This window comes from Pseudomonas sp. H11T01 (assembly GCF_048515765.1).
Taxonomy (GTDB): domain Bacteria; phylum Pseudomonadota; class Gammaproteobacteria; order Pseudomonadales; family Pseudomonadaceae; genus Aquipseudomonas.
In genome coordinates this window covers 103,964-127,587 of sequence record NZ_JBLYED010000005.1, presented here as the reverse complement: position 1 = coordinate 127,587, position 23,624 = coordinate 103,964, and the positions used below count along the sequence as shown (strand labels likewise).

Annotated in this window: 22 protein-coding genes; 12 read left to right on the top strand and 10 right to left on the bottom strand. The window is 58.5% G+C overall.

Annotation, left to right across the window (positions count from 1 at the left end; all coding sequences use genetic code 11):
- The 5 genes from ACN1C3_RS08490 to ACN1C3_RS08470 form a co-directional block, all read right to left on the bottom strand.
- Nucleotides 1-690: an ABC transporter permease gene (locus ACN1C3_RS08490; protein ID WP_419115363.1), complete on the bottom strand. Its 690-nt coding sequence runs from the start codon at nt 688-690 to the stop codon at nt 1-3.
- Between the two features lie 90 nt (nt 691-780).
- On the bottom strand, nt 781-1,557 hold the full coding sequence (locus ACN1C3_RS08485; protein WP_419115362.1) for an ABC transporter substrate-binding protein: 777 nt from the start codon (nt 1,555-1,557) through the stop codon (nt 781-783).
- Between the two features lie 246 nt (nt 1,558-1,803).
- A complete protein-coding gene (locus ACN1C3_RS08480) occupies nt 1,804-2,535 on the bottom strand; it encodes a type II CAAX prenyl endopeptidase Rce1 family protein (RefSeq protein ID WP_419115361.1) in 732 nt (243 codons plus the stop codon).
- Complete coding sequence (locus ACN1C3_RS08475; protein ID WP_419115360.1) at nt 2,532-3,875, bottom strand: serine hydrolase domain-containing protein; 1,344 nt, start codon at nt 3,873-3,875, stop codon at nt 2,532-2,534. The genes ACN1C3_RS08480 and ACN1C3_RS08475 overlap by 4 nt, the downstream gene beginning before the upstream one ends.
- A gap of 82 nt (nt 3,876-3,957) precedes the next feature.
- On the bottom strand, nt 3,958-5,427 hold the full coding sequence (locus ACN1C3_RS08470; protein WP_419115359.1) for an MFS transporter: 1,470 nt from the start codon (nt 5,425-5,427) through the stop codon (nt 3,958-3,960).
- Nucleotides 5,428-5,519: 92 nt separating this feature from the next.
- Between ACN1C3_RS08470 and ACN1C3_RS08465 the strand changes: the two genes are divergently transcribed.
- A complete protein-coding gene (locus tag ACN1C3_RS08465) occupies nt 5,520-6,155 on the top strand; it encodes a helix-turn-helix transcriptional regulator (RefSeq protein ID WP_419115358.1) in 636 nt (211 codons plus the stop codon).
- Between the two features lie 165 nt (nt 6,156-6,320).
- The gene (locus ACN1C3_RS08460) at nt 6,321-7,106 is read left to right on the top strand and encodes a sulfite exporter TauE/SafE family protein (RefSeq protein ID WP_419115555.1); all 786 of its coding nucleotides are present in this window, start codon (nt 6,321-6,323) and stop codon (nt 7,104-7,106) included.
- 23 nt (nt 7,107-7,129) lie between these two features.
- On the opposite strand, the gene ACN1C3_RS08455 is transcribed toward ACN1C3_RS08460, so the two are convergent.
- Entirely contained in the window at nt 7,130-7,531 is a 402-nt protein-coding gene (locus ACN1C3_RS08455; protein ID WP_419115357.1) for a hypothetical protein, read from the bottom strand.
- A 25-nt stretch (nt 7,532-7,556) separates the two neighbouring features.
- A complete protein-coding gene (locus tag ACN1C3_RS08450; protein ID WP_419115356.1) occupies nt 7,557-8,186 on the bottom strand; it encodes a TetR/AcrR family transcriptional regulator in 630 nt (209 codons plus the stop codon).
- Between the two features lie 126 nt (nt 8,187-8,312).
- Here ACN1C3_RS08450 and ACN1C3_RS08445 point away from each other — a divergent pair, with 126 nt between their 5' ends.
- Nucleotides 8,313-9,293: a zinc-dependent alcohol dehydrogenase family protein gene (locus ACN1C3_RS08445; RefSeq protein ID WP_419115355.1), complete on the top strand. Its 981-nt coding sequence runs from the start codon at nt 8,313-8,315 to the stop codon at nt 9,291-9,293.
- A gap of 66 nt (nt 9,294-9,359) precedes the next feature.
- Here the strand turns inward: ACN1C3_RS08445 and ACN1C3_RS08440 are convergent, their stop codons facing one another.
- Nucleotides 9,360-11,309: a DNA topoisomerase III gene (locus ACN1C3_RS08440; protein ID WP_419115354.1), complete on the bottom strand. Its 1,950-nt coding sequence runs from the start codon at nt 11,307-11,309 to the stop codon at nt 9,360-9,362.
- A gap of 252 nt (nt 11,310-11,561) precedes the next feature.
- Here ACN1C3_RS08440 and ACN1C3_RS08435 point away from each other — a divergent pair, with 252 nt between their 5' ends.
- Nucleotides 11,562-12,266, top strand: coding sequence for a hypothetical protein (locus ACN1C3_RS08435; protein WP_419115353.1), 705 nt, complete (start codon nt 11,562-11,564; stop codon nt 12,264-12,266).
- Nucleotides 12,267-12,340: 74 nt separating this feature from the next.
- Here the strand turns inward: ACN1C3_RS08435 and ACN1C3_RS08430 are convergent, their stop codons facing one another.
- On the bottom strand, nt 12,341-13,387 hold the full coding sequence (locus tag ACN1C3_RS08430) for a class I SAM-dependent methyltransferase (protein ID WP_419115352.1): 1,047 nt from the start codon (nt 13,385-13,387) through the stop codon (nt 12,341-12,343).
- Between the two features lie 300 nt (nt 13,388-13,687).
- Between ACN1C3_RS08430 and ACN1C3_RS08425 the strand changes: the two genes are divergently transcribed.
- The gene (locus tag ACN1C3_RS08425; protein WP_419115554.1) at nt 13,688-16,321 is read left to right on the top strand and encodes an EAL domain-containing protein; all 2,634 of its coding nucleotides are present in this window, start codon (nt 13,688-13,690) and stop codon (nt 16,319-16,321) included.
- 176 nt (nt 16,322-16,497) lie between these two features.
- Nucleotides 16,498-17,409, top strand: coding sequence for a pyridoxal-phosphate dependent enzyme (locus ACN1C3_RS08420; RefSeq protein WP_419115351.1), 912 nt, complete (start codon nt 16,498-16,500; stop codon nt 17,407-17,409).
- A 37-nt stretch (nt 17,410-17,446) separates the two neighbouring features.
- On the opposite strand, the gene ACN1C3_RS08415 is transcribed toward ACN1C3_RS08420, so the two are convergent.
- Nucleotides 17,447-18,298 (bottom strand): CAP domain-containing protein, encoded by an 852-nt coding sequence (locus tag ACN1C3_RS08415; protein ID WP_419115350.1) that lies wholly within the window; start codon nt 18,296-18,298, stop codon nt 17,447-17,449.
- 235 nt (nt 18,299-18,533) lie between these two features.
- On the opposite strand from ACN1C3_RS08415, the gene ACN1C3_RS08410 reads away from it, so the two are divergent.
- The 6 genes from ACN1C3_RS08410 to ACN1C3_RS08385 all read left to right on the top strand — a co-directional run bounded on the left by ACN1C3_RS08410 (nt 18,534) and on the right by ACN1C3_RS08385 (nt 23,597).
- Nucleotides 18,534-19,154: a cell wall hydrolase gene (locus ACN1C3_RS08410; protein WP_419115349.1), complete on the top strand. Its 621-nt coding sequence runs from the start codon at nt 18,534-18,536 to the stop codon at nt 19,152-19,154.
- Between the two features lie 139 nt (nt 19,155-19,293).
- Complete coding sequence (locus ACN1C3_RS08405) at nt 19,294-20,016, top strand: GNAT family N-acetyltransferase (RefSeq protein WP_419115348.1); 723 nt, start codon at nt 19,294-19,296, stop codon at nt 20,014-20,016.
- Between the two features lie 169 nt (nt 20,017-20,185).
- Entirely contained in the window at nt 20,186-20,953 is a 768-nt protein-coding gene (locus ACN1C3_RS08400; RefSeq protein ID WP_419115347.1) for a hypothetical protein, read from the top strand.
- Nucleotides 20,954-20,982: 29 nt separating this feature from the next.
- Complete coding sequence (locus ACN1C3_RS08395) at nt 20,983-21,408, top strand: hypothetical protein (protein WP_419115346.1); 426 nt, start codon at nt 20,983-20,985, stop codon at nt 21,406-21,408.
- 147 nt (nt 21,409-21,555) lie between these two features.
- Nucleotides 21,556-22,221, top strand: a complete 666-nt coding sequence (locus ACN1C3_RS08390; RefSeq protein ID WP_419115345.1) for a response regulator transcription factor — start codon at nt 21,556-21,558, stop codon at nt 22,219-22,221.
- Nucleotides 22,197-23,597 (top strand): ATP-binding protein, encoded by a 1,401-nt coding sequence (locus ACN1C3_RS08385; protein ID WP_419115344.1) that lies wholly within the window; start codon nt 22,197-22,199, stop codon nt 23,595-23,597. Before ACN1C3_RS08390 ends, ACN1C3_RS08385 begins: the two co-directional genes overlap by 25 nt.
- Nucleotides 23,598-23,624 lie beyond the last annotated feature (27 nt).

Here is a 23,624-nt window from a genome sequence, read left to right as displayed (position 1 = left end):
TCACAGTTCGGCGGCTTTGATGCCGACCGAGTAGTGTTTTTCCAGGTAGCGCAGCACCAGCAACGACAGGCTGGTCAGCATCAGATAAAGCGCCGCCACCGCGAGGAAAAAGGTAAACGGCTCATGGGTTGCATCCGCTGCGTTCTTGGCCTTGAACATCATGTCCTGCAAGCCGATCACCGAGATCAGCGCGGTGGATTTGGTCAGCACCAACCAGTTGTTGGTGAACCCGGGAATGGCGAAACGAATCATCTGCGGCACCAGAATCCGCCAGAACACCTGCGCGCCACTCATGCCGTAGGCCGCGCCAGCTTCGCCCTGACCTTTAGGGATCGCCATAAAGGCACCGCGAAAGGTTTCCGAGAGGTAGGCGCCAAAGATGAAGCCCATGGTGCAGACGCCGGCGATAAAGGGATTGATGTCGATATAGCGGGTGTAACCGAGCGCAAGGGCAATGCGGTTCACCAGGTCCTGGCCGCCGTAGAAGATCAGCAGGATCAACACCAGGTCAGGGATACCGCGAATCAGGGTGGTATAACCTTCGCCCAGCATTGCCAGCCATTTGATCGGCGACAACCGAAAGGCTGCGCCGATCAGACCCAGGGCAATGGCCATGGTCATGGAGGTCAGGGCCAGGTTAATGGTCAGCCAGGCGCCATCGAGAATGCTCGATCCGTAGCCGTGGAGCATGATGAAGTTCCTCAAACGAGCGCCGCGAGGCGCGCGAGACAAGCCAAAAGCGACGCCTGCAACGGGCCGGCGCCGGGGTCACGGGTAAACTTATTCGCCGTAGATATCGAACGCGAAGTACTTGGCCATCACTTGCTGGTATTTGCCATTGGCGCGGATCGCGTCAATCGCTGCACTCAGACGTGCAACGTTCGCACTGTCGCCTTTACGCACGGCGATCCCGGCGCCTCTGCCGAAGTATTTCGGGTCGTTGATGTCCGGCCCCACCAGTGCGAAACCTTTACCCGCCGGCGTTTTGATAAAGCTCTCATCGGTGTTGACGATGTCTGCGAGCGTGGCGTCCAGACGACCCGACGCCAGATCCAGGAAAGCTTCATTTTGTGAGGAGTAGCGCACCACTTCGACCCCGGCTTTCTCAAGCTGCTCGCTGGCGAAACGGTCGTAGGTCGAGGAGCGTTGCACGCCGAGTTTCTTGCCTTTGAGATCAACCAACGGGTCGTTGATCACGTTGCCGGCCTTCATCGCGAACTTGCCTGGGGTGTGGTAGTACTTTTTGCTGAAGTCGACGGACTTCATACGGTCGTCGGTGATCGACATCGACGACAGCACGGCATCGATCTTGCGCACCTTCAGCGACGGGATCATGCCGTCGAATTCCTGGATGACCCATTGGCATTTGACCTTCATCTCTTCGCACAGGGCGTTGCCGATGTCGTAATCGAAACCACTGACGTTGCCCTCCGGAGTCTTATAGGAGAAGGGCGGGTAGGCGGCTTCGATACCGATACGCAGGCTGTCTTCGTCGGCGTGTGCCAGGAAGCTTGCAGCGCACAGTGCCAGAGCACCTAGAAGTTCTGTCTTGTTCATATTGTTGACTCCTTGGAGGGGCGTTGGGGTGGTGCCGGTCATGCCGTCCGATCTGGCGCGGTGGATCAGTCCTGATGATTTTGTGAGGCTATAAATGACACGTTTTATTTCATAAATCAAATTTATGAAAATATAAATATCAAAACGAGGCGCGCGGGATCCGGTCGTCATTGCTGGACGTGGGTGTAAATCGGGTTTGGGGGAATGCCTGTTAAGCGCGGGGGGGGGCTTGCGATCAGCGATCAATCACATCGGCACAGCAATGAGCAATATCGCAGTCCCATGCGCGGCGGTGGCGGCGATTACGCCGTAGCGCATGCGCACGAAAGCACAGGCCAGGCCCTCAATCAGCGTGAACAGCAGAATCGGCCAGCCAATCCGCGTGACGCTCAGCGCCAGGAACGAATGGCAGGCCGCGAAGGCGACAGCGCTGATCAGGGCTGCTCGTAGCGCAGTGGTGTGCTGTTCGAGATGACCTTGCAGGAACCCGCGAAACAGCACCTCTTCCAGCGCATTGCCGCCATAGGCGAGCACGGCCATGCCCAGCAACCACGGCCAGTAACCCGCCATTTCGGCTATGTCAGCTCCCTGATAGAGCCGCAGCGGAACACCGATCGCACACCCGGCAGCGATACCCAGGGTCAGTCCGACGGCCAGATTGCCCTTGCTCCAGACGACGAGTTCCCACAGCTCTGGGGCGATCCGTGCCAACGCGGCGATGATCCCCAGCGACAGGACGCCCAGTGTGGCCACGACAAAGGGATTTGAAATAAAGCCGATCTGCACGTCGCCACTCAGGGACCATAAGCGTAGCGGGGTCATCACATCGCGCATCAGCACGAAGGTGAGCAGCAGGATGACAATGCGCAAACCCGGCTGTGTCTTCGGTGTCAGCCAGAACCAGAGGGCACAGAGGCTCAGACCTGGAAGCAGATAAACACCGTAGTCGATAAGCAGAGAAAGTCCCTCTGCGATCATTTGGCTGGCCGTGAAATTTGCAGCAGATGCTGAGCCAGCGCATCAAAGGCAGGCAGCGTGACCGGATCGTTGGCCGCGTTGCCCGCCACGGGATGCGATGCATAGCGCACGATCACCATTTCAGCCTTGGGGTCGATGTAGATCGCTTGGCCATGAACACCGCGGGCCATGTAGGCATCGTCTTCGTTGTGGGTGACCCACCACATGGCGCGATAGCTCCAGCCTGGCAAAAGCCAGTACCCGGCCTTGGTAAACGCCTGTTTGTCACCACCGCGACGGATGTCATCCACCACGGCTTTGGGCACGATTTGCTGATCATTGAATCGGCCATCGTTGCGCAACATCTCGCCAAAGCGCGCCAGGTCCCGCAGACCGGTATTCAGACCGCCACCGGCAAATGGGGTGCCGATCGAATCAACGGTGAAGTAGGCATCCTGCTCAGCACCGAGGCGACTCCAGATGCGCTCTGACAGCAACTGTGCGACGTTGCGGCCGGTCACCCGGGCGATCACCCAACCCAGCACGTCGGTGTTGACGGTCTTGTAGCCAAATGCGCTGCCGTGCTGCCCTTGCAGTTGCACCGTTTGGAGAAACTCGTAGTAGCTGCGAGGTCCGGTGTAGCCCTTTGGCTTGGGCAAAGGGTTGCCCGCCTGAGCATGGGCCCAGACCTCTGCGGTCGGGTCGGTGTAGTCCTCGCTGTACTTGAGCGCCGTGGTCATGTCGAGCACTTGGCGTACGGTGGCGCTGCCGAATGCGGACTGGGCCAGCTCCGGTACGTAGTCCGCAACGCGTTTGTTGGCGTCGAGACGACCTTCAGCCACCAGCATTGCCCCGAGGGTGCCAATCACTGATTTGGTCACCGACATTGCGCCGTGCTGGCCGTCCGGCTTCAGCACGCCGAAGTAGCGCTCATACACGATTTGCCCACGATGCAGGACAACAATCCCGTCGGTGTAGGTGGCCGCCAGCGATTGCTCCCAGGTCAACGGCTCCTTTGCGCCGAGCGGCACGAAACGCACGGCATCGATGTCTTTGCGCAACGCCTGAGGCAATGCAGCCGGCGCTCCGAGGCCCCGCGAGACGTTGACGGTAGGCATCAGCTGGCGGAAGTTCGACACACTCCAGCGCATGGCCGGGAAGCGGAAATAGCTGCCATCTTCAAAGCGAACGATGCGATCGGCGGGCGGCGGTGAGCCGACCATCCAGCCCAGCTTCGCCGGATCACTGGCCGCCGCATCGGGGAAGGTTGATGTCTCGGCCCCACAGGCCGCCGATGTCACAAGACAAACCAGCAAAGCAGCCTTGCCCTTATTGATGCGTTTGAACAGTGTGCCGAACATCCCTACTTCCCCCAGTGCTATCCATCGCAATACGTTTGAAGCAGGGAGAATGCGGCACTTGGGTCTGCTCACGCAACAACCCTCAGGCGCGCCCTTTATCCAAGGGTGATGGAGTGTGAGCAGGGTGGCGGTGCGCTGTCTGACTGATCCGGCGTGCCAGCAGCACCGTCAGCGCGGGCGCCAAAGCAAAACTGGCGAACAACCACACGGCAGCCGACTGTGTGCCGGCGATGCCGTCTTGTCCGCCGAGCCCTGCCGTATTCGCGACCAATCCCGCGACGGCCGCACCTACGGCCATGCCATAAAGCTGAACCGTGGTGATTGCGGCGGATGCCATGCCGCCTTCGCCGGGCGGTGCCAGGGTTAGCACCCGTGTCAGCAGATGCGGCCAGCAAATGCCCACGCCAGCACCCACACCGGCCAGCGCCAGACCGCAGAAAAGCGTGCGCACAGCCGCAGGCAGATCGTCGCTCGCCGGCATCAGCACCGCCAGTGCCAGCAGGCTTGCCGCGCAGAGCATTGGACCGGCGCGCAGCAGGCGTGCCGCGTTGACACCGTTATGGCCCGATGAAAACAGTGACGCCAGGCTCCAGCCGCCCGCCATCGCTGCGCTCAGGTAGCCTGCCGCCAGAGGTGTCAGGCCATGCAGTATTTGCAAGAAATAGGGCACGAAGATTTCCGCTGTGGTGCCGATTAATAGCAAGGCCACGCTTGCATAGACGGCGCCAAGTGGCTTGCCGAGTGCGGTTGCGCCAACAGGCAGCAAGCGCACTGTGGCGCGCCGATCACACACGATGGCGCTCATACCCAATGCCAGCCCAGCGGCCACACCGATACATTGCCAAATCAGCGCCGCCGAAAGGCTACCCGCCGCGATAGCCAAAACGGAGGTTGCCAGCAGCCCGATCTGCAGGAAAGGAATGCGCGGAGCGCCGTCCACGGAGGCGTTGCGATCGCCAGCTGGCCGCAGTTGCCCAATGACCAGTAGCCCTTGCAACAGGGCCACCGGCAGTAGCGTCCAGAAGGCCCAGCGCCAATGTCCCGCTTGGGCGAACAGCCCGCCCAATGCCGGCCCGCAAAGCGTGGCCACCCCCCACATGCCCGAGACCAGCGCCACCGCACGTGGCCATAGCCGCGGTTCGAATACGACCCGGATCAACGCATAGCTCAGCGCCGCCAGGGTGCCGCCTCCCAGACCTTGCACGCTTCGACCCGCCAGCATCCATGGCATTGAGGTCGCGAGCGCGCAGCCGGCCGACCCCAAGGCGAACACTGCCAGCGCGGCAACGCAGGCACCCCGTTGGCCCAGCATCGCCAATAGCCAGACAGAGAGCGCCGCACCGACGATGGAGGCCACGACGAAGAGGGTGGTGTTCCAGGCGTACCAATCGAGTCCGCCAATGTCTTGCACCACCGACGGCAACACGGTGGTGACGATGTGTACGTTGATTGCATGCAGTGCCACGCCGCCCATCAGTGCCAGCGCCAGCAAGCCATTTCTGCCCCGCAACAAGTCACCCCAGGCGGTGACAGTCAGTGAATCAGTGTGCATTCGCGTTCCCTCGACAGGTGGATAACCAACGCTTAATATCCAAGCATTGACTTGGATAATAGGTGGCTGCATTGAGTTACACAAGAGAAAGCTTGGATAATTCAAGCTCGTTGCCGACGTCGGATCGCATCCTGTTTTTCATCAAAACCAAGGGCTCCGTTTCAAACGCAGCGATCGCCCAAGCGCTGGATATGACTGCGGAGGCGGCGCGTCAGCAAGTGCAGAAACTGCTGGCGGCGGGCTTGATCGAGGGGCGACAGGAAGCGGCCTCCGGTGTTGGACGTCCCCACCAGAACTGGGTACTCACCGAGGCTGGCAACAAGCGCTTCCCGGATACGCACGCCCAACTGACCGTGCAATTGATAGGGTCGGTGCGGCAGATTTTCGGGGATGAAGGTCTGGATCGTTTAATCGCCCAGCGCGAAGTGGACGCGCGGGCGATCTATCACCAGGTCTGCACAGGTGACTCCTTGCAGCAACGACTGGAACAGCTGGCGACGATACGCACACAGGAGGGTTACATGGCGCGCGTCGAGCGTGACGGCACGGACTGGCTGCTGATTGAGGACCACTGTTCGATTTGTGCGGCCGCCCGCACTTGCCAAGGTTTCTGCCGCTCCGAGCTGCAGTTGTTCCAGGAAATTGTCGGGCAGGGCGCAACCGTTATCCGGGAGGAGCATTTGCTCAGTGATTCGCGACGCTGTGTCTATCGTATTACGGGGCGTTGACCTTCCCATCGCTGATTCGATCGCGGTGCAGAGCGTGTTTGAGTATCACGTGCATTAGATGAAAAGTTATAAAGTAAGATCGTATTGGTATAAAAGATTATAAGAAAATTCGCTATGCTGCCGGCTAGATTTTATGTCGCCGCGCTTGATTTGCAGGTCTTGATGATGGATTTCGGTAACGTTGGTTTTGTGGTTGCTGGCTTGATTGTCGGGTTTGTTGTCGGCATGACCGGTGTAGGCGGTGGCTCTTTAATGACGCCTATTCTTTTGTGGTTCGGTATTAATCCGGCAACCGCAGTCGGAACGGACTTGCTATACGCTGCAATCACCAAATCCGGTGGCGTATTAGTTCATAGAAAGAACAACAATATCGACTGGCCAATTACCGGCTGGCTGACACTGGGTAGTGTGCCGGCGGTAGCGCTTACACTGTGGTTTTTGAAAAGCCTGCACACTGATCCACAAGCGATGAATGCCGTTATCAAGCAGGCATTGGGCTTCGTTTTGTTGCTGACGGCGCTGGCTATTTTCTTTAAAAAGCAGTTGCTGGCGTTTGCCCAAAAGCATGCCGGCGACCACTACAAACTCAGCGATTCGAGCTTGAACGGGCTGACTGTAGTCACTGGAGTCATACTCGGCACAATGGTGGCATTAACCTCCATCGGTGCCGGCGCATTGGGTACAGTGGCGCTCTTCATCTTGTACCCGTTTCTTCCCACCAGACGTTTAGTGGGTACAGAAATCGCCCACGCAGTGCCCCTGACGTTGGTCGCCGGTTTGGGCCATGCGAGCATGGGTAATATGGATTGGCATTTATTGGGCTACCTGCTGATAGGGTCACTGCCAGGGATTTACATGGGCAGTCATTTATCTGGCCGCATTTCTGACGAAGTACTGCGTCCTTGCCTGGCCGTCATGCTGGTTTTTATTGGCTATAAGTTAGCGTTTTGATCGCCCACCTTTTTCGGGGCGCCTCAGGCATCGCGCAAGAGGTCGTGGGTATCAAGCAGCTTGTAGGCAATCTCCGGGTGCTTCTCCAGGCTGCGGCGAATCGCTGCCGGGATCGACTGGCGAGTTTTGCGACACATTCCGGGCAGTTCGTCGATGCGAATGCCGATACCGCGCATGGTTCGCACTTCGTTGAAGCTTGGGGTAATTTCCAGGCGGATGCCTAACTGCTCGTACATCCGACGTTGCATATGCTCAAGATCGGTCAGGCTCTGAAGATTTTCCAGACGTTCGAGCAGACGCTTTTCCTCAGGGCGGGACAGGCTCAGGATGCGCAGATCAGCGTCGGGTGCGTCCAGCAAGCGTTCACGCCCGCAGTTGCAGGCGCCGGGCGGACAGGGTTGTCGGATCTGGAAAGAAGGTGTCATAGACTCCAATCATAGCCATCCGAGATCAACTTTGCCCATCGGGTTCGCTCGGGGCTGTGTCCGGTGTTATAGACAGCAAATTCAATTTGTTACTCAGCAGTTCTTGCTTGATAGAGGCTAGTATCTCGTCAGAGAACGAGGGCGTGCGGCGATTCGCACGCGCTAACGTCACCGCACCTATCATCGTCACCGCGATTGTCAGAGCCCTGCGTCTTGCCTCATTAGGAGCCAGGTCTGCGGGTAACGTTGCCTGTAGAGTGTTAACCATGTCTTCCAGGCCCTCGGTGAACATTTCCTGCAACTCATCTCCTTGACGACAGACCTCTCCGGCATATGCAGCCATCGGACAGCCAAACGGGCCGTCCCGATTGGCTTTGGATACGTAAAGCTCGACATAGGCTTGCAGGTCATCACTGGACGTTCCCTTGACTGCCAGTAAGTGGTTCTGACTTTCCTGTTGCAAGTAGCGGTTGGCTTCAGTCGCCAGCGCCTCCTTGGACTTGAAGTGAGCATAAAATGCTCCCTGTGTCAGCCCGGCAGCTTTGCTTATCTCCATGACTCCCACGCCGTCAAATCCGCGTTCCCTGAACAGCCGGGCGGCTGTTTCGATCAGTACCTGCCTATTACGAGCACTCTGTTCCTTGCTGACCTTCACGTAGCACCTCAATAAACCGCTTAATAAAATCGATCGCTATCATTGATTTTTGATTGTGATCAGTATCATTATGTCTCCTCGCGGCGGATCGACCAATATCGATCCGGCATACAGGGGTATTAGACGATGAAATCGGTCCAGTTAATCGGATACGGCGATGCGGTTGAAAATCTTGAGATGCGCGATATTCCCGAGCCAGCTGCGCCTGGGCCAGGTGAAGCGTTGGTCGGTGTTGAATATGCCCCCATTAATTTCAATGACTTAATGGTTCCCTGGGGAATTTATCTCTGGAAGCCTGAACTACCGGCCACAATCGGAAATGAGGGCTCCGGGATAGTCCTCGCGGTTGGGGCTGGTGTGAGTTCAGTGAAACCAGGAGAACGGGTCGTTCTACCGCCGACAGCGAAGAGCTTTCAACAGCGCCTGCTGGTGCCAGCAGATCAACTGGTAGTGGTACCCAGCGATGCAGATCCCAAGCAAGTGTCAATGATGGCAATCAATCCGGTCACCGCTGCGCTGCTGTTGAGTGAATACGTGGACCTTAAGCCTGGTGATGCGATCTCCCTCAACTCGGCAACTTCCGGGTTATCGCAGTGGCTATTTGCACTCGCGAAGAAAAAGGGTCTGAAGACAGTGGGGCTGGTTCGTCGCGCTGAAGACGTGGAGATCGTCAAATCACGCGGTTGCGACTATGTAATTGTTGATGATGAAGACATGGTGGTTGCCAAAGAACGCCTGAAGGACTTGAACATCCGCCTGGCTTTGGACGTGTTGGGTGGTCCCGCTGCAGGTCGCTTGCTACAGACGCTGAGCCCCAAAGGGAAGCTGGTTGTCTACGGTGCAGTTACGCTTAAGCCGATGGAAATTTCCGCTGGAGTCATGATTGCAGGTGATCTCACCATTGAGTCCTTTTTTGAGTACAGTGAGCGAATGGCTCCGAAGGTCATTCCGACGTTACGTCAATTGACCGGTTTGATTAGTGGCCCAGACGCCATCGTGCAACCCATCGCAGCAACCTATCCAATTGACCAAATCAAAGAAGCTGTCGCTCATGCCATACAAGGCAAAAAAGTCATCCTGGATATAGGGGGCGCTGCCCAAGCGTAATGTTCAACGTATCGCCGGTATGCATTCCGGCGATTACGCTTCCAGGCGTCGAGTTTGGCAACCGACTCAACCTCGAGGACTTGGTTTTGCTGTGCGCTTGGCTGGAGGCGCAGTCTTGCGCTTGGCGGTCTTGCGCTTGTTTTTCCAGGGGGCCGCGCCAGGGCCGGCTGGACTTGCCGGGCCGCTGATGGTCAGCCGCAGGCCGACACATCGGCTCACTTGTTTGCTCATCCAGGCGGCCTGTTTGGCGACGAACTCCTCCAGGCTCATTTCACCGCTCTGCACCATATCCAGTGCCTGTTCCCAAATGGCGGTGGTGCCGGGATCGGCGATGGCTCGCGGAACGGCATCGATCAGGCTGAAGGCCGCCGGGGTGGCCGCCAATGCCTTGCCGTGTTTGACCAGATAACCTCGATCCAGCAGACCCTGGATGATTCCAGCACGCGTTGCCTCGGTGCCGATACCGGTGGTGTCTTTGAGTTTTTGCTTGAGCAGCGGATCCTCTACCAGTTTGGCGACGTTCTTCATCGCCTTGATCAGATCACCCTCGGTAAAAGGCTTTGGCGGCTGGGTCCATAGATCCTTCAGCGCGACGTTGGCGATGCTGCAATCGCAGCCTTCGACCAGCGCCGGCAATGTCTGCGGGGCAGGTGCTTCGCGACCTTTGGCGGGCGCCAGTGCTTCGGGGAGTGCGCGCTTCCAGCCAGGCTCGACGATCTGCTTGCCCACCGCACGCAACGCCTGCCCGGCACAGTCGAAGTCGGCCTGGGTTCGATCGTATTCGTGATTGGGCAGAAACTGTGCCAGATAGCGCGCGCGAATCAAGGTGTAGACGGCGCGTTGTTTGCCCATCAGACGCTCAAGGTCCTTGTTTGCGCCAGTGGGGATGATGCCGTGGTGGGCACTGACCTTCGCATCGTTCCAGGCCCGCGAGCGGCGCTGTGGTTCGATGTGTTTGAACAGGTCGGCCAGACCCGGATCGGCACGCCCCAGAGCCGCCAGTATCTTTGGCGCGTCACTGTGCTGGCTCAGCGGCAGGTAGCCGCAATCACTGCGCGGGTAGGTGATGACTTTATGGGTTTCGTATAACGCCTGGGCGATATCCAGAGTTTCCTGAGCGCCCAGGCCCAGCTTCTTCGAGCAGACTTCTTGCAGCGTGCCCAGATCGAAGGGCAACGGTGCGACTTCGCGCATACGCTCGGTACGCAGCTTGATCACCTTGGCGCTTTTGGCGCTGCGCATTGCCGTTGCAGCCTCCTGGGCCAGCGCTGGGTTCAAGCAACGATCGTGCTCGTCGCAAACGTCTGACGCTGCGCGCCAATGGGCGGTGAAAGACGTGTTGTCGTGCAGCAGCTGTACCTCAATGGCCCAATACGCCACCGGTACGAAATCGGCAATGCTGCGGTCGCGATCCACCACCAGCCGCAGGGTCGGCGTTTGTACGCGGCCTACTGGAAGAACACCCTGATAGCCAGACTGACGCCCAAGCAGGGTGAATAGCCGGCTCATGTTCATGCCGATCAACCAGTCGGCGCGCGAGCGTCCGAGTGCCGAATGGTAAAGGCTGAACGTGTCGGCTCCGGGCTTGAGGGCCGCCAGGGCCTTGCGGATCGACGCGTCGTCCAGAGCCGATAGCCAGAGCCGTTGAATCGGCCCCCGGTAGCGACAATGTTCTACCAATTCGCGGGCAATCATCTCACCTTCACGGTCGGCGTCGGTGGCGATGACCAGTTCCTGGGCCTCGCCGAGCAAGCGTTTGACCGCTTTGAACTGGCCGGCAGTCTTCGGCTTCACCAGCATCTTCCACTTTTCGGGGACGATCGGTAGATCCGCCAGCACCCAGCGCTTGTAGCGGGCGTCGTAGGCATCCGGCGGAGCGGTTTCCAACAGATGGCCGATGCACCAGGTCACTGTGATGTTCGGCCCCAGCCAGCAGCCGTCGCCACGGCGGTTGGCGCCGAGCACCGCAGCGATATCTTTGGCCTGGGAGGGTTTTTCACACAGGAACAGCCGCATAACCACCATCATTTCTTGCAGGTCTGGAAGGTGCACAGAATGCGCAGTGATGTGAATTTGGGCAACCTTTATCTGTATGGATATACAGATAAAGATTTGCTGCTGATTGCTTGGTCGGCGGTGAGGGGTAAGTTTAGGAGCGGACTGTGAGGTAGCGATTCACTACTGATGAGCCTGCCATTCATCGCGAACCAAGAACCTAATTTCAAGCAGCCTGTCTCACTGGGGTGAATCGAACCGCCTGGAGGCATCATGTTTATTAAGAAGAAAAATTTGATGGTCGTTGCAGTGTGCAGCTTGGTGCTTGCAGGAGCATCCATGCTTCCTGGTGGGCTATCCCCGATCTCTTCTGCTTATGCAAAAGATGGCGGCGGTAATGGCGGAGGTCATGGAGGTGGTAACGGCGGCGGTAATGGCGGCGGTAACGGGGGTGGCAACGGCGGCGGTAATGGCGGTGGTCACAGTGGCGGTGATGGCGGTGTTGGTCATTCCGGTGGATTGGGCGGCGGGATTGGAGCGGGCAAGGGGCTAAGTGGCGATCATGACGGGAAAGCCGTCAGCAAGGGGCTCAGTCGCGATCATGACGGGAAAGCCGTCAGCAAGGGGCTCAGTCGCGATCATGACGGGAAGGCCGTCAGCAAGGGGCTCAATCGCGATCATGACGGGAAGGCCGTCAGCAAGGGGCTCAGTAGTAATCACGTCGGAAAATCCGTCAGTAAGGGACTAAGTCGTGATCATGACGGAAAAGCCGTCAGGGATAGAGGCCTCAACGGCAACCATTTCGGAAGTATTCGCAATGATGACAATGGTCATGGTGTGGCCACTTCCGCAGCGGCGCACTCTAAAGATACCAGAGGGTTGTCCAAGGCCACTGCGATCGCTAACACCACACCTGGCGTACACAACACAAAAGGTCTGAGCAACGCCGGCATATCCACGACCAAGATCGACCACTAACGGCTAATTTGACCGATACACCCCGGCATGGCGCCCAACACAGTCGGCGCCATGCCGGGGTGTCGATCACGCTATTACTTGCGTGCCTCGAGGATCAGGTTGAACGGCGTTTCCGTCGCCCGGCGGAAATGCTTGAACCCCGCCTCGGTGAACACATCACGCAGGCGCTTCTCTCCAGCCTGCGCCCCAAGACCAAGGCCGACCTCCTGTGACAGCGAGTTGGGTGTGCAGATGAAGGTCGACGCGGCGTAGAACAACCGTCCCACCGGGGTCATGTTCTCGTCGAGGGTGTCGTTGGCGTAAGGCTCCACCAGCAGAACCGTTCCGTCCGGTTTGAGCGATTGATACGCATGCTTGGCAGCGCCTACCGGGTCACCCATATCGTGAAGGCAATCGAAGTAGCAGATCAGGTCGTAATCGTTGCCGGGGTAGTTCTTGGCCGTGCCCTGGACAAAGCTTGCGCGATCCGCCACGCCACCTTCCTCCGCGCGTTGCTTCGCGGTGGTGATGGACGGTGCGTGGAAGTCGAAGCCGACAAAACGCGAAGCCGGAAAGGCCTGCGCCATGATCACTGTCGACGCGCCATGCCCGCAGCCGATGTCCGCCACTTTGGCCCCAGCTTTCAGTTTGTCGACCACCCCCGCAAGCGCTGGCAGCCACTCGGCTACCAGGTGCGCCCGATAGCCAGGCCTGAAAAAGCGCTCGGTACCGCTGAACATGCACGGATGGTGATCGCCCCAGGAAAGTGCGCCATTGCCGCGCATGGCGGCGACCAGTTTGTCTTTGTCATGGAATAACGCCGCTACCACCATGGCACCGCCCGCCACGTAGACCGGGGAATCCTCGATCGCCAATGCCAGGGCTTGCTCCTCGGGAAGACGGAACTGTCCGTTGATGTGCTCCATGTAGCCGGATGCCGCGTGGGCGCTGAGCCATTCACGGAGCAGGCGGGCGTTGCAGCCGGTCTTGCTTGCGAGTACTTCGGGGGTGATGGGCTGGCTGTCGGCCATTGCCTTGTACAGACCGAGCTCCTCGCCAAGGATCATATTCGCGAGCATCGCCGCTCCGCCCATGTCGGAAACCAGCTTGCCCATGAAGTCATTGAGTTTGGCCTCGTCCATTACGTGTCCTCCTGTAAAAGGCCACCGTTAACGGGCGTTGCTTGTCGAGGCAGCAACCTTGCCTTGCGGTGGTCGGATGTTGGACATGGCATTTTCCCCGGGAGGGGAGCAATTAAGTGTAGTACGCGGTCCATCGGTGCGGTGGCGCTGGTCGACGTTGGCTCTAGCGTTTGGCAGGCTGAGATCAGCAAAAGGTCAAGACCTCGAAACTCGGGCCGATACAAGGTAAACAAGTGCATTCCCGACTATTCGAGTGGTCTCCAATGCTGGCTCGTACTTCACTGCACCGCCTGGAGCAGTATGAAAAATAATAACGTTGACCCCCTCACGAGGGTGCAAACATCCAATCTGTCCCTTACCCGCATTTCTCTGATGGGGTTCTCAGGCCTTTTACTGTCGATATTCTTGCTGGCCAGCGTCCTGCTTATTTATATCGCCGTCGAGCAAAACCATGAGGCTGAGGTACGCAGCCGCTTCTATACCGAAAAAGCAGTCCAGTCCTTGGAGAAATCCGTCCGTTTGACGATCAAGGACTACGCATTCTGGGGCGATGCGTATGAGCACCTTCACAAGACGGTTGATATTGATTGGGCGTTTGTCAGGCAGAACCTTGGCCCTACGCTCTATAACGATTTCGGGTTTCAGGGGGTGTTTGTTATCGATCCGGCCGATCGAACGGTTTACTCGCTCATTGATGGCCAACTGGAATCGGTCGTGGCTGAGGGGTGGTTGAAACAACCCATTGCATCTCTGATCGCGCGTGCCCGTGCAGGCGTTGAAAGTGAGACGCCTGCCACAGCGTATTTCAATGTTGGCGGTACCCCCGTGCTGGTCGCCGCTGCGCCCTTGACCCCTGGAACCGACCCCCAGGTCGAAACTGATTCCAGGCGTCCCTCTGTCCTGTTGTTCGTCGCCAAACTGGATGCCAGAAGACTGAGCGCGCTGGGAAGTGATTTTGGTGTTGACCAATTACGCGCTCCCATCGGCGAAAGCGCAGTCCCCACCTTGCCGTTTCTACCATTGGGAGAAATGGGGGGCGCGGGAATCCTGCAGTGGACGCTGGCCCGCCCGGGTAATCAGTTGCTGACATTTGTCTTGCCCCTGATCGGTGTCGCGGGGCTGATTATCGGTCTGATGACCTGGATCATCCTGCGGCGCACGACTGCGGCGGCGCGCGCGATGGATGCCAATTACACCTCCCTGCACGTCAGCCAGTCGGCGCTTGCGGCCAGTGAGGCCCGGTTCCGTGATGTCGCGGAGGCTTCATCTGACTGGATCTGGGAAATCGATTCCGATCTACGCTTTACCTACCTGTCAGAGCGCTTCGAGGCGGTGACGGGACTATCAAGAGCCAACTGCATAGGCCGTTCTATCGATGAGTTGCTGGTCTCTGATCAGGGACCCCTTTCCCAATGGCTGAAAAACCACTCCCGACGTGCCAACGCCATTTTGCAATGCAGCTATCTGGCCGCAGACGGGCAAGCCAGAATCAGCCGTCTCTCTGTTCGAGAGATGGCGGGGCAGGGCTATCGCGGCACGGCGAGCGATATCACCGAAGAAGTGGCCGCCCGCCGACGTATCGAATACTTGTCGCAGCACGACGCTCTGACCGGTCTGGCAAATCGCACTCGCATGCAGGAATTCCTCGATGGCAAGCTCAAGGCCGCGCCTACCCTGGACGAGCCGCTGGTCATGTTGAGCATCGACCTTGATCGCTTCAAACCGGTCAATGACTTGTTGGGTCATGCCGCAGGCGATCAAGTGCTTAACGAAGTCTCCAAAAGGTTAGGGCAGTGCCTGCGCAATGATGATCTGGTGGCGCGAATCGGCGGGGATGAGTTTGTGTTGGTTCTGGCTAATATGGCGTCTCAGGATGAAGTCGAGGATCTGTGCAAGCGGTTGATCAGCTGTATCGAGCAACCCTTTCTGGTCGCCGAACATGAAGTGTTCATCAGTGCCAGCATCGGAATCGCCATGGCACCCGCCGACGCCACGCTGGCAGACGAGTTGCTGCGCTATGCCGACATCGCGCTGTATGAAGCCAAAGACGCTGGACGCAACACATGGCGCTTTTACGCAGGTGACATGAACGCTCGAATAATCGATCGTCGACAACTGGAACGCGACCTGCGTCATGCCATCAAACAGGGTGAGTTGCGACTGCATTTCCAGCCGCGCTACCAGATTGAAGGCCGGCGAATGGTCGGTGCTGAAGCGCTGGTGCGCTGGCAGCACCCGGTGCGTGGGCTGTTAGGTCCCGACATCTTTATTCCCGTTGCGGAAGAAACCGGGTTGATTTTGCCGCTGAGCAATTGGGTGCTGCATACCGCGTGCATAGCCGCGTCTACCTGGCCTGAACAGTTCTTTGTCTCCGTCAACCTGTCCCCAACAGAGTTTCAGCGCGGGCATTTGGTCGCCAGGGTTCAGGCTGTGTTGTTGGAGACAGGGTTGAGCCCGGCCCGGCTGGAGTTGGAGTTGGAGTTGACGGAAAACGTGATGCTGGACGATGCCAAGGGCGCGCTGAACATCATGCGTGGCTTGAAAGCGCTTGGCGTACGTCTGGCGATGGACGATTTTGGAACAGGCTATTCGTCATTGAGCTATCTGCGTTCGTTTCCCTTTGATGGTCTCAAGATTGACCGCAGTTTTGTGTGCGGGCTGACGGCCAGCGGTGACGATCAATCGATCATCCAGGCCATCGTTGGGCTGGGGCGAGCGCTGTCTCTTACCGTCACCGCGGAGGGTGTCGAGACGATGGAGCAGCTCCGGGCGTTACAGGGTGCCCGGTGCGATGAGGTTCAGGGGTACTTCCTGAGTAAGCCTGTGGATGCACGAGCGATCGGTGACCTGATCAATATTGAAGTCGAACGCTCCACCCATCGGGTGGTTTCGACTGTCGCCTCTGATTTCAATTCGACTGAACGCTCTTCATGAACGAAGGCACCACGGTGCGAACACAGCAACGAGTGACGTCAATACCTGCCCGAGCCAGGGTCTATGCTGAGTTGAGGATCGGCGTCCGGGTTGAACTCACTGTCCTGGCGGCGGTAAGCGCCTGAATGTCTATTCATCCGGTTTCTATCCGTCCAGTTTTTATAGGGAGGCCTGAGATGCTTCATATAAGAACACCCTTGGTTTTGCATCCGGGGCTATCGACCCCGACCCGACGAATCTGGCTCAAGCTGGAAAACCTGCAGCCTAGCGGGTCATTCAAGCTGCGCGGGATGGGCCTGCTGTGTACGCTCGCTGCCGAGCAGGGCAAGAAGAAAGTCGTCTGTCCTTCCGGAGGCAATGCCGGATTCGCTACGGCGGTAGCGGCGGCTGCGCTGGGGATGGAGGCGAGCATCATCGTGCCGCAGACAACCCCTGAAAGCACCCGGGCGCGAATCGCCAAAACCGGCGCGCAAGTGATTGTGCACGGGAAGGTGTGGGACGACGCCAACCAGCTGGCTCTGGAACTCGCCAAAGAGCCTGATACCGAGTACGTGCCCGCGTTCGACCATCCCACGCTATGGGAGGGGCACAGTACGATGATTGATGAGATCTTGCAGGACTGCCCCCAGGTCGACACGATTGTGGCCTCGGTTGGCGGTGGTGGCTTGCTGGCCGGCATCCTTACCGGACTGGAACGCCATGGGCGGATGGACTGCCGAATCATCGCCTGTGAAACCGAGGGTGCAGCGTCGTTCGCCGCGGCCATCAAGGCTGGACATCCCGTCAGGCTTTCCGGGATCAAGACCGTCGCCAGTTCACTCGGTGCGCTGCAAGTCGCGCAGTGGCCGGTTCAGCATATCCAGGGTTTTCAGCACACCTGCGTGGTGCTGACCGATGCTGAAGCCATCATGGGCGTCGTTCGGTTTGCCGATGACATGCGCCAATTGGTGGAGCCTGCTTGCGGCGTTTCCCTTGCTGTCGCGTATCTGGATCATCCGGCGATTGCCGATGCCCATGACGTGGTTATCGTCGTATGTGGCGGGGTCAGCATCAGTGCCCAGGTCGTTGCCGGATGGGAAAAGCCTTAAAGCGACTGTCGGGTAATATAGACGCGCGTTCAGGCACTCACTGCGTACCAAACATAGCCGTCCAGTAGATTCCCGCATCACTTTTCGGATCAACCGCATAGGCCGCGCCCAGCTCGCGGAACTGTGGGTTCATCAGGTTGGCGCAGTGACCGGGGCTGGCCAGCCAGCCATCGACCACCTTGCGCGCCATGTCCTGCCCGGCGGCGATGTTCTCGCCGATCTGCTGGCCGACGTAGCCTGCCAGTTCAGCCCGATCACCTGGCGTGTGGCCATCGCGGTCCTTGTGATCGAAGAAGTTGTTATTGGCCATGGCCCGGGTATGGGTCTGGGCCGCTGTCGCCAGCGTGGCGTTCCAGGCCAGCGGCGTCGTGGCGGCAAAGGATTGGGTGCCGCACTGGCGCGGCTGCTTGCGGGCGGTGTTGATCATTTCGAGCAGCTTCTGTCCTTCCGCCTGCCAGTCACCCAGACGCCCAGCCAACAGCGGACGCGCCAGCACGATGCGCCAGTCATGTTCCTCTCGGCTCACACCGATATCGACGAATTGCGGGTCCAGCACAATCTTGCAGAAGCTCTCCTGCACCGCTTTCATCGCCGACTGCGCATCACGCGGCCCGGACAGGCTGATCGCTTGCACATTGACCATCGGATAAGCCGCACGCGCGAGCGCCTGCTGCAGGTCCCCGGTACTGCTGGCGGACAGGACCAGACGCGGATCGGACGCTAGCGGTGGCAGCTCCTGGGACCCTTGGCCCGCACAGCGCTGCGCCTGGCTGCGGTAGGCGTTGATCGACTCGATCAGTTGCGTCTCCTCGGTCGCCACGGCAGTGGTGGCGAACACCAGTCCCAGTGACAACGCGGCAAGACGCCTAACCAATGATATGACGCGCATGGAACTCTCCCTTGAACTGACTGCGCCCATGATGCGCGATTTCGCCCCATCCAGCGCAATCCCTTTTCACGCCGAACCCGCATTCATTTTGTAAACACCATCTTGTAACAGGAAGTGCGGTGCTGTCTGACTTTGGAGAGATTTGACTACTACAATGAAGTCAAGTCGCCAGCAGGGCGCACCGACAGCGTCGGGGTTTTGTTGCTCAAATCGGCTTTAGTCAGAAGGTTCGACCATGCCCCTCAGATGGATAGCAATGTGCCTCGCAATAGCCTTTCTCGGGAGCCATGCGATCGCGGATGACGAGGAGCAAAAAAAGGAAGTGGCTGTGGACAAGGCGCAGGTCCTGGAGCAGAAAGCCGCAGACAACACGAACGCGGCACCTGCGCCTAAGGCCGAGGCCATCACGCCATCCGAAGTGCAGGCGGTCGATCCGGCAGGCAAAGCGCCTATGGACGAGGTAATCACCTGTCTTGCACGCACTATTTACTGGGAGGCCAAAGGTGGGAAATCAGCTGACATGGAAGCCGTCGCCAGCGTTGTTTTGAACCGACTAGGCCATGAGGGCTTTCCAGGCACGGTTTGCGAGGTGGTCAAGCAAGGTTCTGAAAAGCATGCCTGTCAGTTTTCGTGGTGGTGTGACAGGCGTTCGGATCAGGTAGACGAGGACGCCCCCTATGTGATCGCCAAGGAAATAGCGCGAAAAGCGCTCAACAAACAGCTGACGGACCGAACCCATGGCGCTATGTATTTCCACAGCAGGAAAGTGAAGCCCGATTGGGCCAGGAAATACATCAAGACAGCCGAGACCGGAAAATTTCTCTTCTATAAGCCTCACGACGACACAGCACGATAGTCCTTCAATCTTGCGATGATCACTCATGCGGCGTTTGACTCGCTTTACGGCATCAGCGCAACAGCACGTTATGATGCCCACGCCCGGTGCCAACTCTTCAAGTCGCGGGCAAGCCTTAACCCTCGGAGTCAGACACGCAATGCCCACGATCAGCCACTTTGAAACCCAGTGCCCGGAGCACATTAATAGCCAGATCCTCCAGATGGTCGTCGACTATTTAACCGACATCAGCATGGTGGCGATCGCGCCGAGCAACCTTCTGTACAACGTGTATCAATACGCTATCGGCTACGAGGTTCATCTCTACCTGGAGGCTATCGGCGGGTCTAAAGGCATTCCTGTCGAATTGATCATCGCGTTGGATGATGAGGACCCTTCGAAGGTCATCGGCTTTTTGCTGTATCTGCCAGTCAAGGACGATCCCGAGGCGTGCGGTGTGGCCTATATGGCTGTCCATGCAAGCCATCGGCGCCGTGGGGTCGCGCGCGCGATGCTGCAGGAGATGGTCGGTCGATACCCGCATGCCGAGCTGACGTGCACCGTTGCAAAGGTCCCTTGTTTCGAATCTCTGGGGTTTCAAGTGGTGGGTGTGCGCGGTACTCAGGTGCTGATGAATACCCGCGACCACAGCACTGACGGCTTGATGGGGCTGCTGGACGTCGCTCCGATCTACAGCTCTGTCGAGGTGCGGCAGATTCATACGTATCTGCTTCAAAAACATGGGAAGAGAGCGATGCTCGATGCGGAAAAGCAGCGTGACAGGCATCTCGACCACATGACTCGCAAGGCGAATGATTTTGTGCGCGATCGCTTGGGAGAAGCAGCAGTGCAAACCACCTCGCGCGGGCCACGCCTGGTCTAGTGTGGTGAGTCCCTTTCAGGCGCGCGTACTCACGGTACAGGTGGCTCGGTCTCGCCGGGCTTTTTTTGCGGTTCATGGACGACAGTCGACGTTCCTCAGTCCCAGCTAAGTTTGCCTGCGTACTCTCTCCCTTGCGCCAATTGCAGCGCTGTTATGGAGAAGTACTCACATGAAGCCGCTTATAAAAGCTGATTGGCTCAACAAAGTCCCCGAGGTGACGCTGTCGTTCTGGGTCATCAAGATCATGTCTACCACCGTGGGTGAAACCGGCGCCGACTTTCTCGCCGTCGATGCAGGTTTAGGGCAGAGCGTCACCAGTATCGGCATGGCCGTGCTGCTGGCGATCGCACTGTTCGGCCAACTTCGCACGCGCGCCTACACACCCTGGATTTACTGGCTTACGGTGGTGCTGGTAAGCATCGTCGGGACGCAGATTACCGATGTGCTCACCGACAAGCTGGGCATCAGCCTGTATGCCAGCACAGCCGTATTTTCTGTACTGCTGGCGATCACTTTCATGGTCTGGTTCAGGTTGGAGCGCAGCCTGTCCATCAATGAAATCGTCACGCCGCGTCGAGAATTGTTCTATTGGGCAACGGTGCTCTGCACCTTTGCGCTGGGTACGGCGGCCGGCGATCTGGCCACCGAGGCGCTGGGCCTTGGCTTCACACTGGGCGCTGTGATTTTCGGCGCGCTGATCGCCGGGACTTTCGCCGCCTGGCGCCTGGGCGGCAATGCGGTCTTGACCTTCTGGATTGCCTACATCCTGACCCGTCCTTTTGGCGCCTCTCTGGGCGACTTGCTGACCCAAGCCAAGACCTATGGCGGCCTCGGCATGGGCGCCACCTGGACCAGCGCGATTTTCCTCAGCGTCATCCTGATTCTGGTGGCCGTGGCGCAAATGAGCGTCGGCAATCGCAAACTGGTCACTGAATAACACGTTCAAAAGCACATCAAGGATTTATCATGGTCTACGTTCAAACTGTCATTCGTAAAGCCGCCAGCCTTTCAGCCATCGTCGTGTTTGGCCTGGCCGCCGGGTGTTCGAAACCTGCCGACGCCCCTAAAGCGGGCGCTACTTCGGGCGCGGTCCAAAGCTCGGTCTCGAAACTGGGTGACCTGTCGGCGTTCCAGAACATTGCGGTAAACGTCGCCGATCTTGTCAACAAGAACGACTTGCCGGGCGCGAAAACGCGAATCAAGGACCTGGAATTGTCCTGGGACTCCGCGGAAGCCGGCATCAAGCCTCGTGCTGCCAGCGACTGGCATGTACTGGACAAGGCCATTGACCTTGCGCTTGAGGCCTTGCGCTCCAGCAGCCCGAAACAGAGCGACTGCAAGGCGGCAATGGATGATTTGCTGAAAGTCTTCAATTCGCTGCAAGGAAAATAATGCCGGCGAGCAGTGAAGGAGACGGCTTTCAATGCCAATAAATCGCTTCGCGCACGCTTGAACAGGTGATTCAATGCAGGCTCGGCACTCATTGCGCAGGTTGATACCCGCGTAAGTGTCGAGTCTCACTTATCACCGGAGAGGGACATGCGGATATTACTGGTCGAAGACGACCCGATGATCGGGGATGCGATCCAGGGCGCACTGAAGGATGCCAGTTACGCCGCCGACTGGGTCAGGGATGGTCTGACCGCCCTTACTGCACTGGACACTCAACATTATGACCTGGTGCTGCTTGACCTCGGCCTGCCCGGCAAGGACGGACTGGAGGTATTGAACAGCATTCGCGGCCGCAACAACGGCGTCCCACTGCTGATCATCACTGCCCGCGACAGCCTCGACGATCGCTTGCGCGGCCTCGATGGCGGCGCTGACGACTACCTGCTCAAACCCTTTGAAATGGCGGAATTGCTGGCCCGCATGCGTGCCGTTCTGCGCCGCAAAGGTGGCAGCGCGCTGCCCGTGTTCAGCAACGGCGTGGTGTCGCTGGACCCGATCTCGAAACAAGCCAGCACCGAAGAAAATCCTGACGTCCAGCTCTCCAGCCGCGAGTTTTCGCTGCTGCAGGCGCTGTTGATCAGGCCGGGCGCGATTCTTTCGCGCAGCGAACTCGAAGACCGTATCTATGGCTGGGGCAATGAAGTGGAAAGCAATGCGGTGGAGTTCCTGATCCATGCACTGCGTCGCAAGCTGGGGAGCCACGTCATCAAAAATGTCAGAGGTATGGGATGGATGGTTTCAAAAAGCGACTGAGCGAGTCGGTCCAACTCAGGCTGTCCGTTTCCCTGTCGCTGGTCATCCTGATCGTCGCTATCGTGGCCGGCATTTTCGCCTACCTCTCTGCATTCGATGAAACACTCGAAATGCAGGACAACACCTTGCGTCAGGTGGCCGTGCTGTTTGAGCGTCAGCAGATGACGCTGGCCTATCCGGGCCATGGCAGGAGGATCGAAGGTGATGATGAAGAATCCAGGGTTATCGTTCAGTACCTGACCGATGGCAACAAGGCGTCGGGCAATGTTGATGCCGGAGCACCGCTGCCTTTGCCGACCACGCTACCCGATGGTCTGTCGACGCTGGACGTCGATGGCGAACCGTTTCGTGTGCTGATCAAAACCACTGCAAGGGGTGAGCGCATAGCCGTCGCGCAGGAAACCGGCGCGCGTGACAAGGACGCCCGCGAGAGCGCCTGGCGCGGTCTGGTGCCGTTTTTCATCCTGTTTCCCGTGCTCTTGCTGGTGGTTGCCGATCTGGTGCACAAACTGTTTCGACCCATCGCGGCACTGGCTTCTGAAATTGACCAGCGTGGCGAGCAGGAACTGCACCCCATCGACGAAAACCATCTGCCCGCGGAAGTTCGCCCCTTCGTGCTGGCCATCAATCGATTACTCAACCGTGTGGCCCAGTCGATGGAAACCCAGCGCCGCTTCGTCGCCGACGCCGCCCACGAACTCCGATCGCCCCTGACGGCGCTGTCCCTGCAAGCCGAACGTCTGGCCGCCGCAGACATGTCGACGTTGGCCCAGGAGCGTCTGTTTGTATTGCGGCGGGGGATCGAGCGCGGCAAGAACCTCATTGATCAACTGTTGGCGCTGGCCACCGCACAATCGACCTCGACGCTGCCTGCCTCACCGGTTTCGGTGCATGGCGTCTATCGTCGCGTGTTGGAGGACCTGCTGCCACTGGCCGAGATCAAGCAGATCGACATCGGCGTCGAGGACGAACAGGATGTGCAGGTCCTGATCAACGAATTCGACCTGCTTGCCGTGGTCAAGAACCTGGTCGATAACGCCATTCGCTATACACCTGCGGGTGGGCGAGTAGATCTTTCGGTGGGCATCGAGGAGGGCGGGGCGCTGTTGCAGATCAAGGATTCCGGCCCCGGGATTGTGGAGCAGGAACGGGAGCGCGTGTTCGATCCGTTCTATCGCAGCCTGGGGAGCCATGAGGTGGGGTCCGGGCTGGGGCTCTCCATCGTCAAGACGATAGCGGATCGCAACGGGGCACGGATCCGCCTGGGGTTTTGCGATGAGGTGGGAAGAAGCGGGTTGTGTGTCTCGGTGTGGTTGCCGTCAGCGATTTCCCGCAAGCCGGATGGTTACCTGGATCTTCGACACGCTCGCCAATAACTGGCCGGGTCGTCTTCAATTCCGTAA

What these genes read in the sequence shown, in the direction of transcription:
- ACN1C3_RS08490 (WP_419115363.1), bottom strand. Translation starts at nt 690, where the DNA reads ATGCTCCACGGCTACGGATCGAGCATTCTCGATGGCGCCTGGCTGACC.
- ACN1C3_RS08485 (WP_419115362.1), bottom strand. Translation starts at nt 1,557, where the DNA reads ATGAACAAGACAGAACTTCTAGGTGCTCTGGCACTGTGCGCTGCAAGC.
- ACN1C3_RS08480 (WP_419115361.1), bottom strand. Translation starts at nt 2,535, where the DNA reads ATGATCGCAGAGGGACTTTCTCTGCTTATCGACTACGGTGTTTATCTG.
- ACN1C3_RS08475 (WP_419115360.1), bottom strand. Translation starts at nt 3,875, where the DNA reads ATGTTCGGCACACTGTTCAAACGCATCAATAAGGGCAAGGCTGCTTTG.
- ACN1C3_RS08470 (WP_419115359.1), bottom strand. Translation starts at nt 5,427, where the DNA reads ATGCACACTGATTCACTGACTGTCACCGCCTGGGGTGACTTGTTGCGG.
- ACN1C3_RS08460 (WP_419115555.1), top strand. Translation starts at nt 6,321, where the DNA reads ATGGATTTCGGTAACGTTGGTTTTGTGGTTGCTGGCTTGATTGTCGGG.
- ACN1C3_RS08455 (WP_419115357.1), bottom strand. Translation starts at nt 7,531, where the DNA reads ATGACACCTTCTTTCCAGATCCGACAACCCTGTCCGCCCGGCGCCTGC.
- ACN1C3_RS08445 (WP_419115355.1), top strand. Translation starts at nt 8,313, where the DNA reads ATGAAATCGGTCCAGTTAATCGGATACGGCGATGCGGTTGAAAATCTT.
- ACN1C3_RS08440 (WP_419115354.1), bottom strand. Translation starts at nt 11,309, where the DNA reads ATGCGGCTGTTCCTGTGTGAAAAACCCTCCCAGGCCAAAGATATCGCT.
- ACN1C3_RS08435 (WP_419115353.1), top strand. Translation starts at nt 11,562, where the DNA reads ATGTTTATTAAGAAGAAAAATTTGATGGTCGTTGCAGTGTGCAGCTTG.
- ACN1C3_RS08430 (WP_419115352.1), bottom strand. Translation starts at nt 13,387, where the DNA reads ATGGACGAGGCCAAACTCAATGACTTCATGGGCAAGCTGGTTTCCGAC.
- ACN1C3_RS08425 (WP_419115554.1), top strand. Translation starts at nt 13,688, where the DNA reads ATGAAAAATAATAACGTTGACCCCCTCACGAGGGTGCAAACATCCAAT.
- ACN1C3_RS08420 (WP_419115351.1), top strand. Translation starts at nt 16,498, where the DNA reads ATGCTTCATATAAGAACACCCTTGGTTTTGCATCCGGGGCTATCGACC.
- ACN1C3_RS08415 (WP_419115350.1), bottom strand. Translation starts at nt 18,298, where the DNA reads ATGCGCGTCATATCATTGGTTAGGCGTCTTGCCGCGTTGTCACTGGGA.
- ACN1C3_RS08410 (WP_419115349.1), top strand. Translation starts at nt 18,534, where the DNA reads ATGCCCCTCAGATGGATAGCAATGTGCCTCGCAATAGCCTTTCTCGGG.
- ACN1C3_RS08405 (WP_419115348.1), top strand. Translation starts at nt 19,294, where the DNA reads ATGCCCACGATCAGCCACTTTGAAACCCAGTGCCCGGAGCACATTAAT.
- ACN1C3_RS08400 (WP_419115347.1), top strand. Translation starts at nt 20,186, where the DNA reads ATGAAGCCGCTTATAAAAGCTGATTGGCTCAACAAAGTCCCCGAGGTG.
- ACN1C3_RS08395 (WP_419115346.1), top strand. Translation starts at nt 20,983, where the DNA reads ATGGTCTACGTTCAAACTGTCATTCGTAAAGCCGCCAGCCTTTCAGCC.
- ACN1C3_RS08390 (WP_419115345.1), top strand. Translation starts at nt 21,556, where the DNA reads ATGCGGATATTACTGGTCGAAGACGACCCGATGATCGGGGATGCGATC.
- ACN1C3_RS08385 (WP_419115344.1), top strand. Translation starts at nt 22,197, where the DNA reads ATGGATGGTTTCAAAAAGCGACTGAGCGAGTCGGTCCAACTCAGGCTG.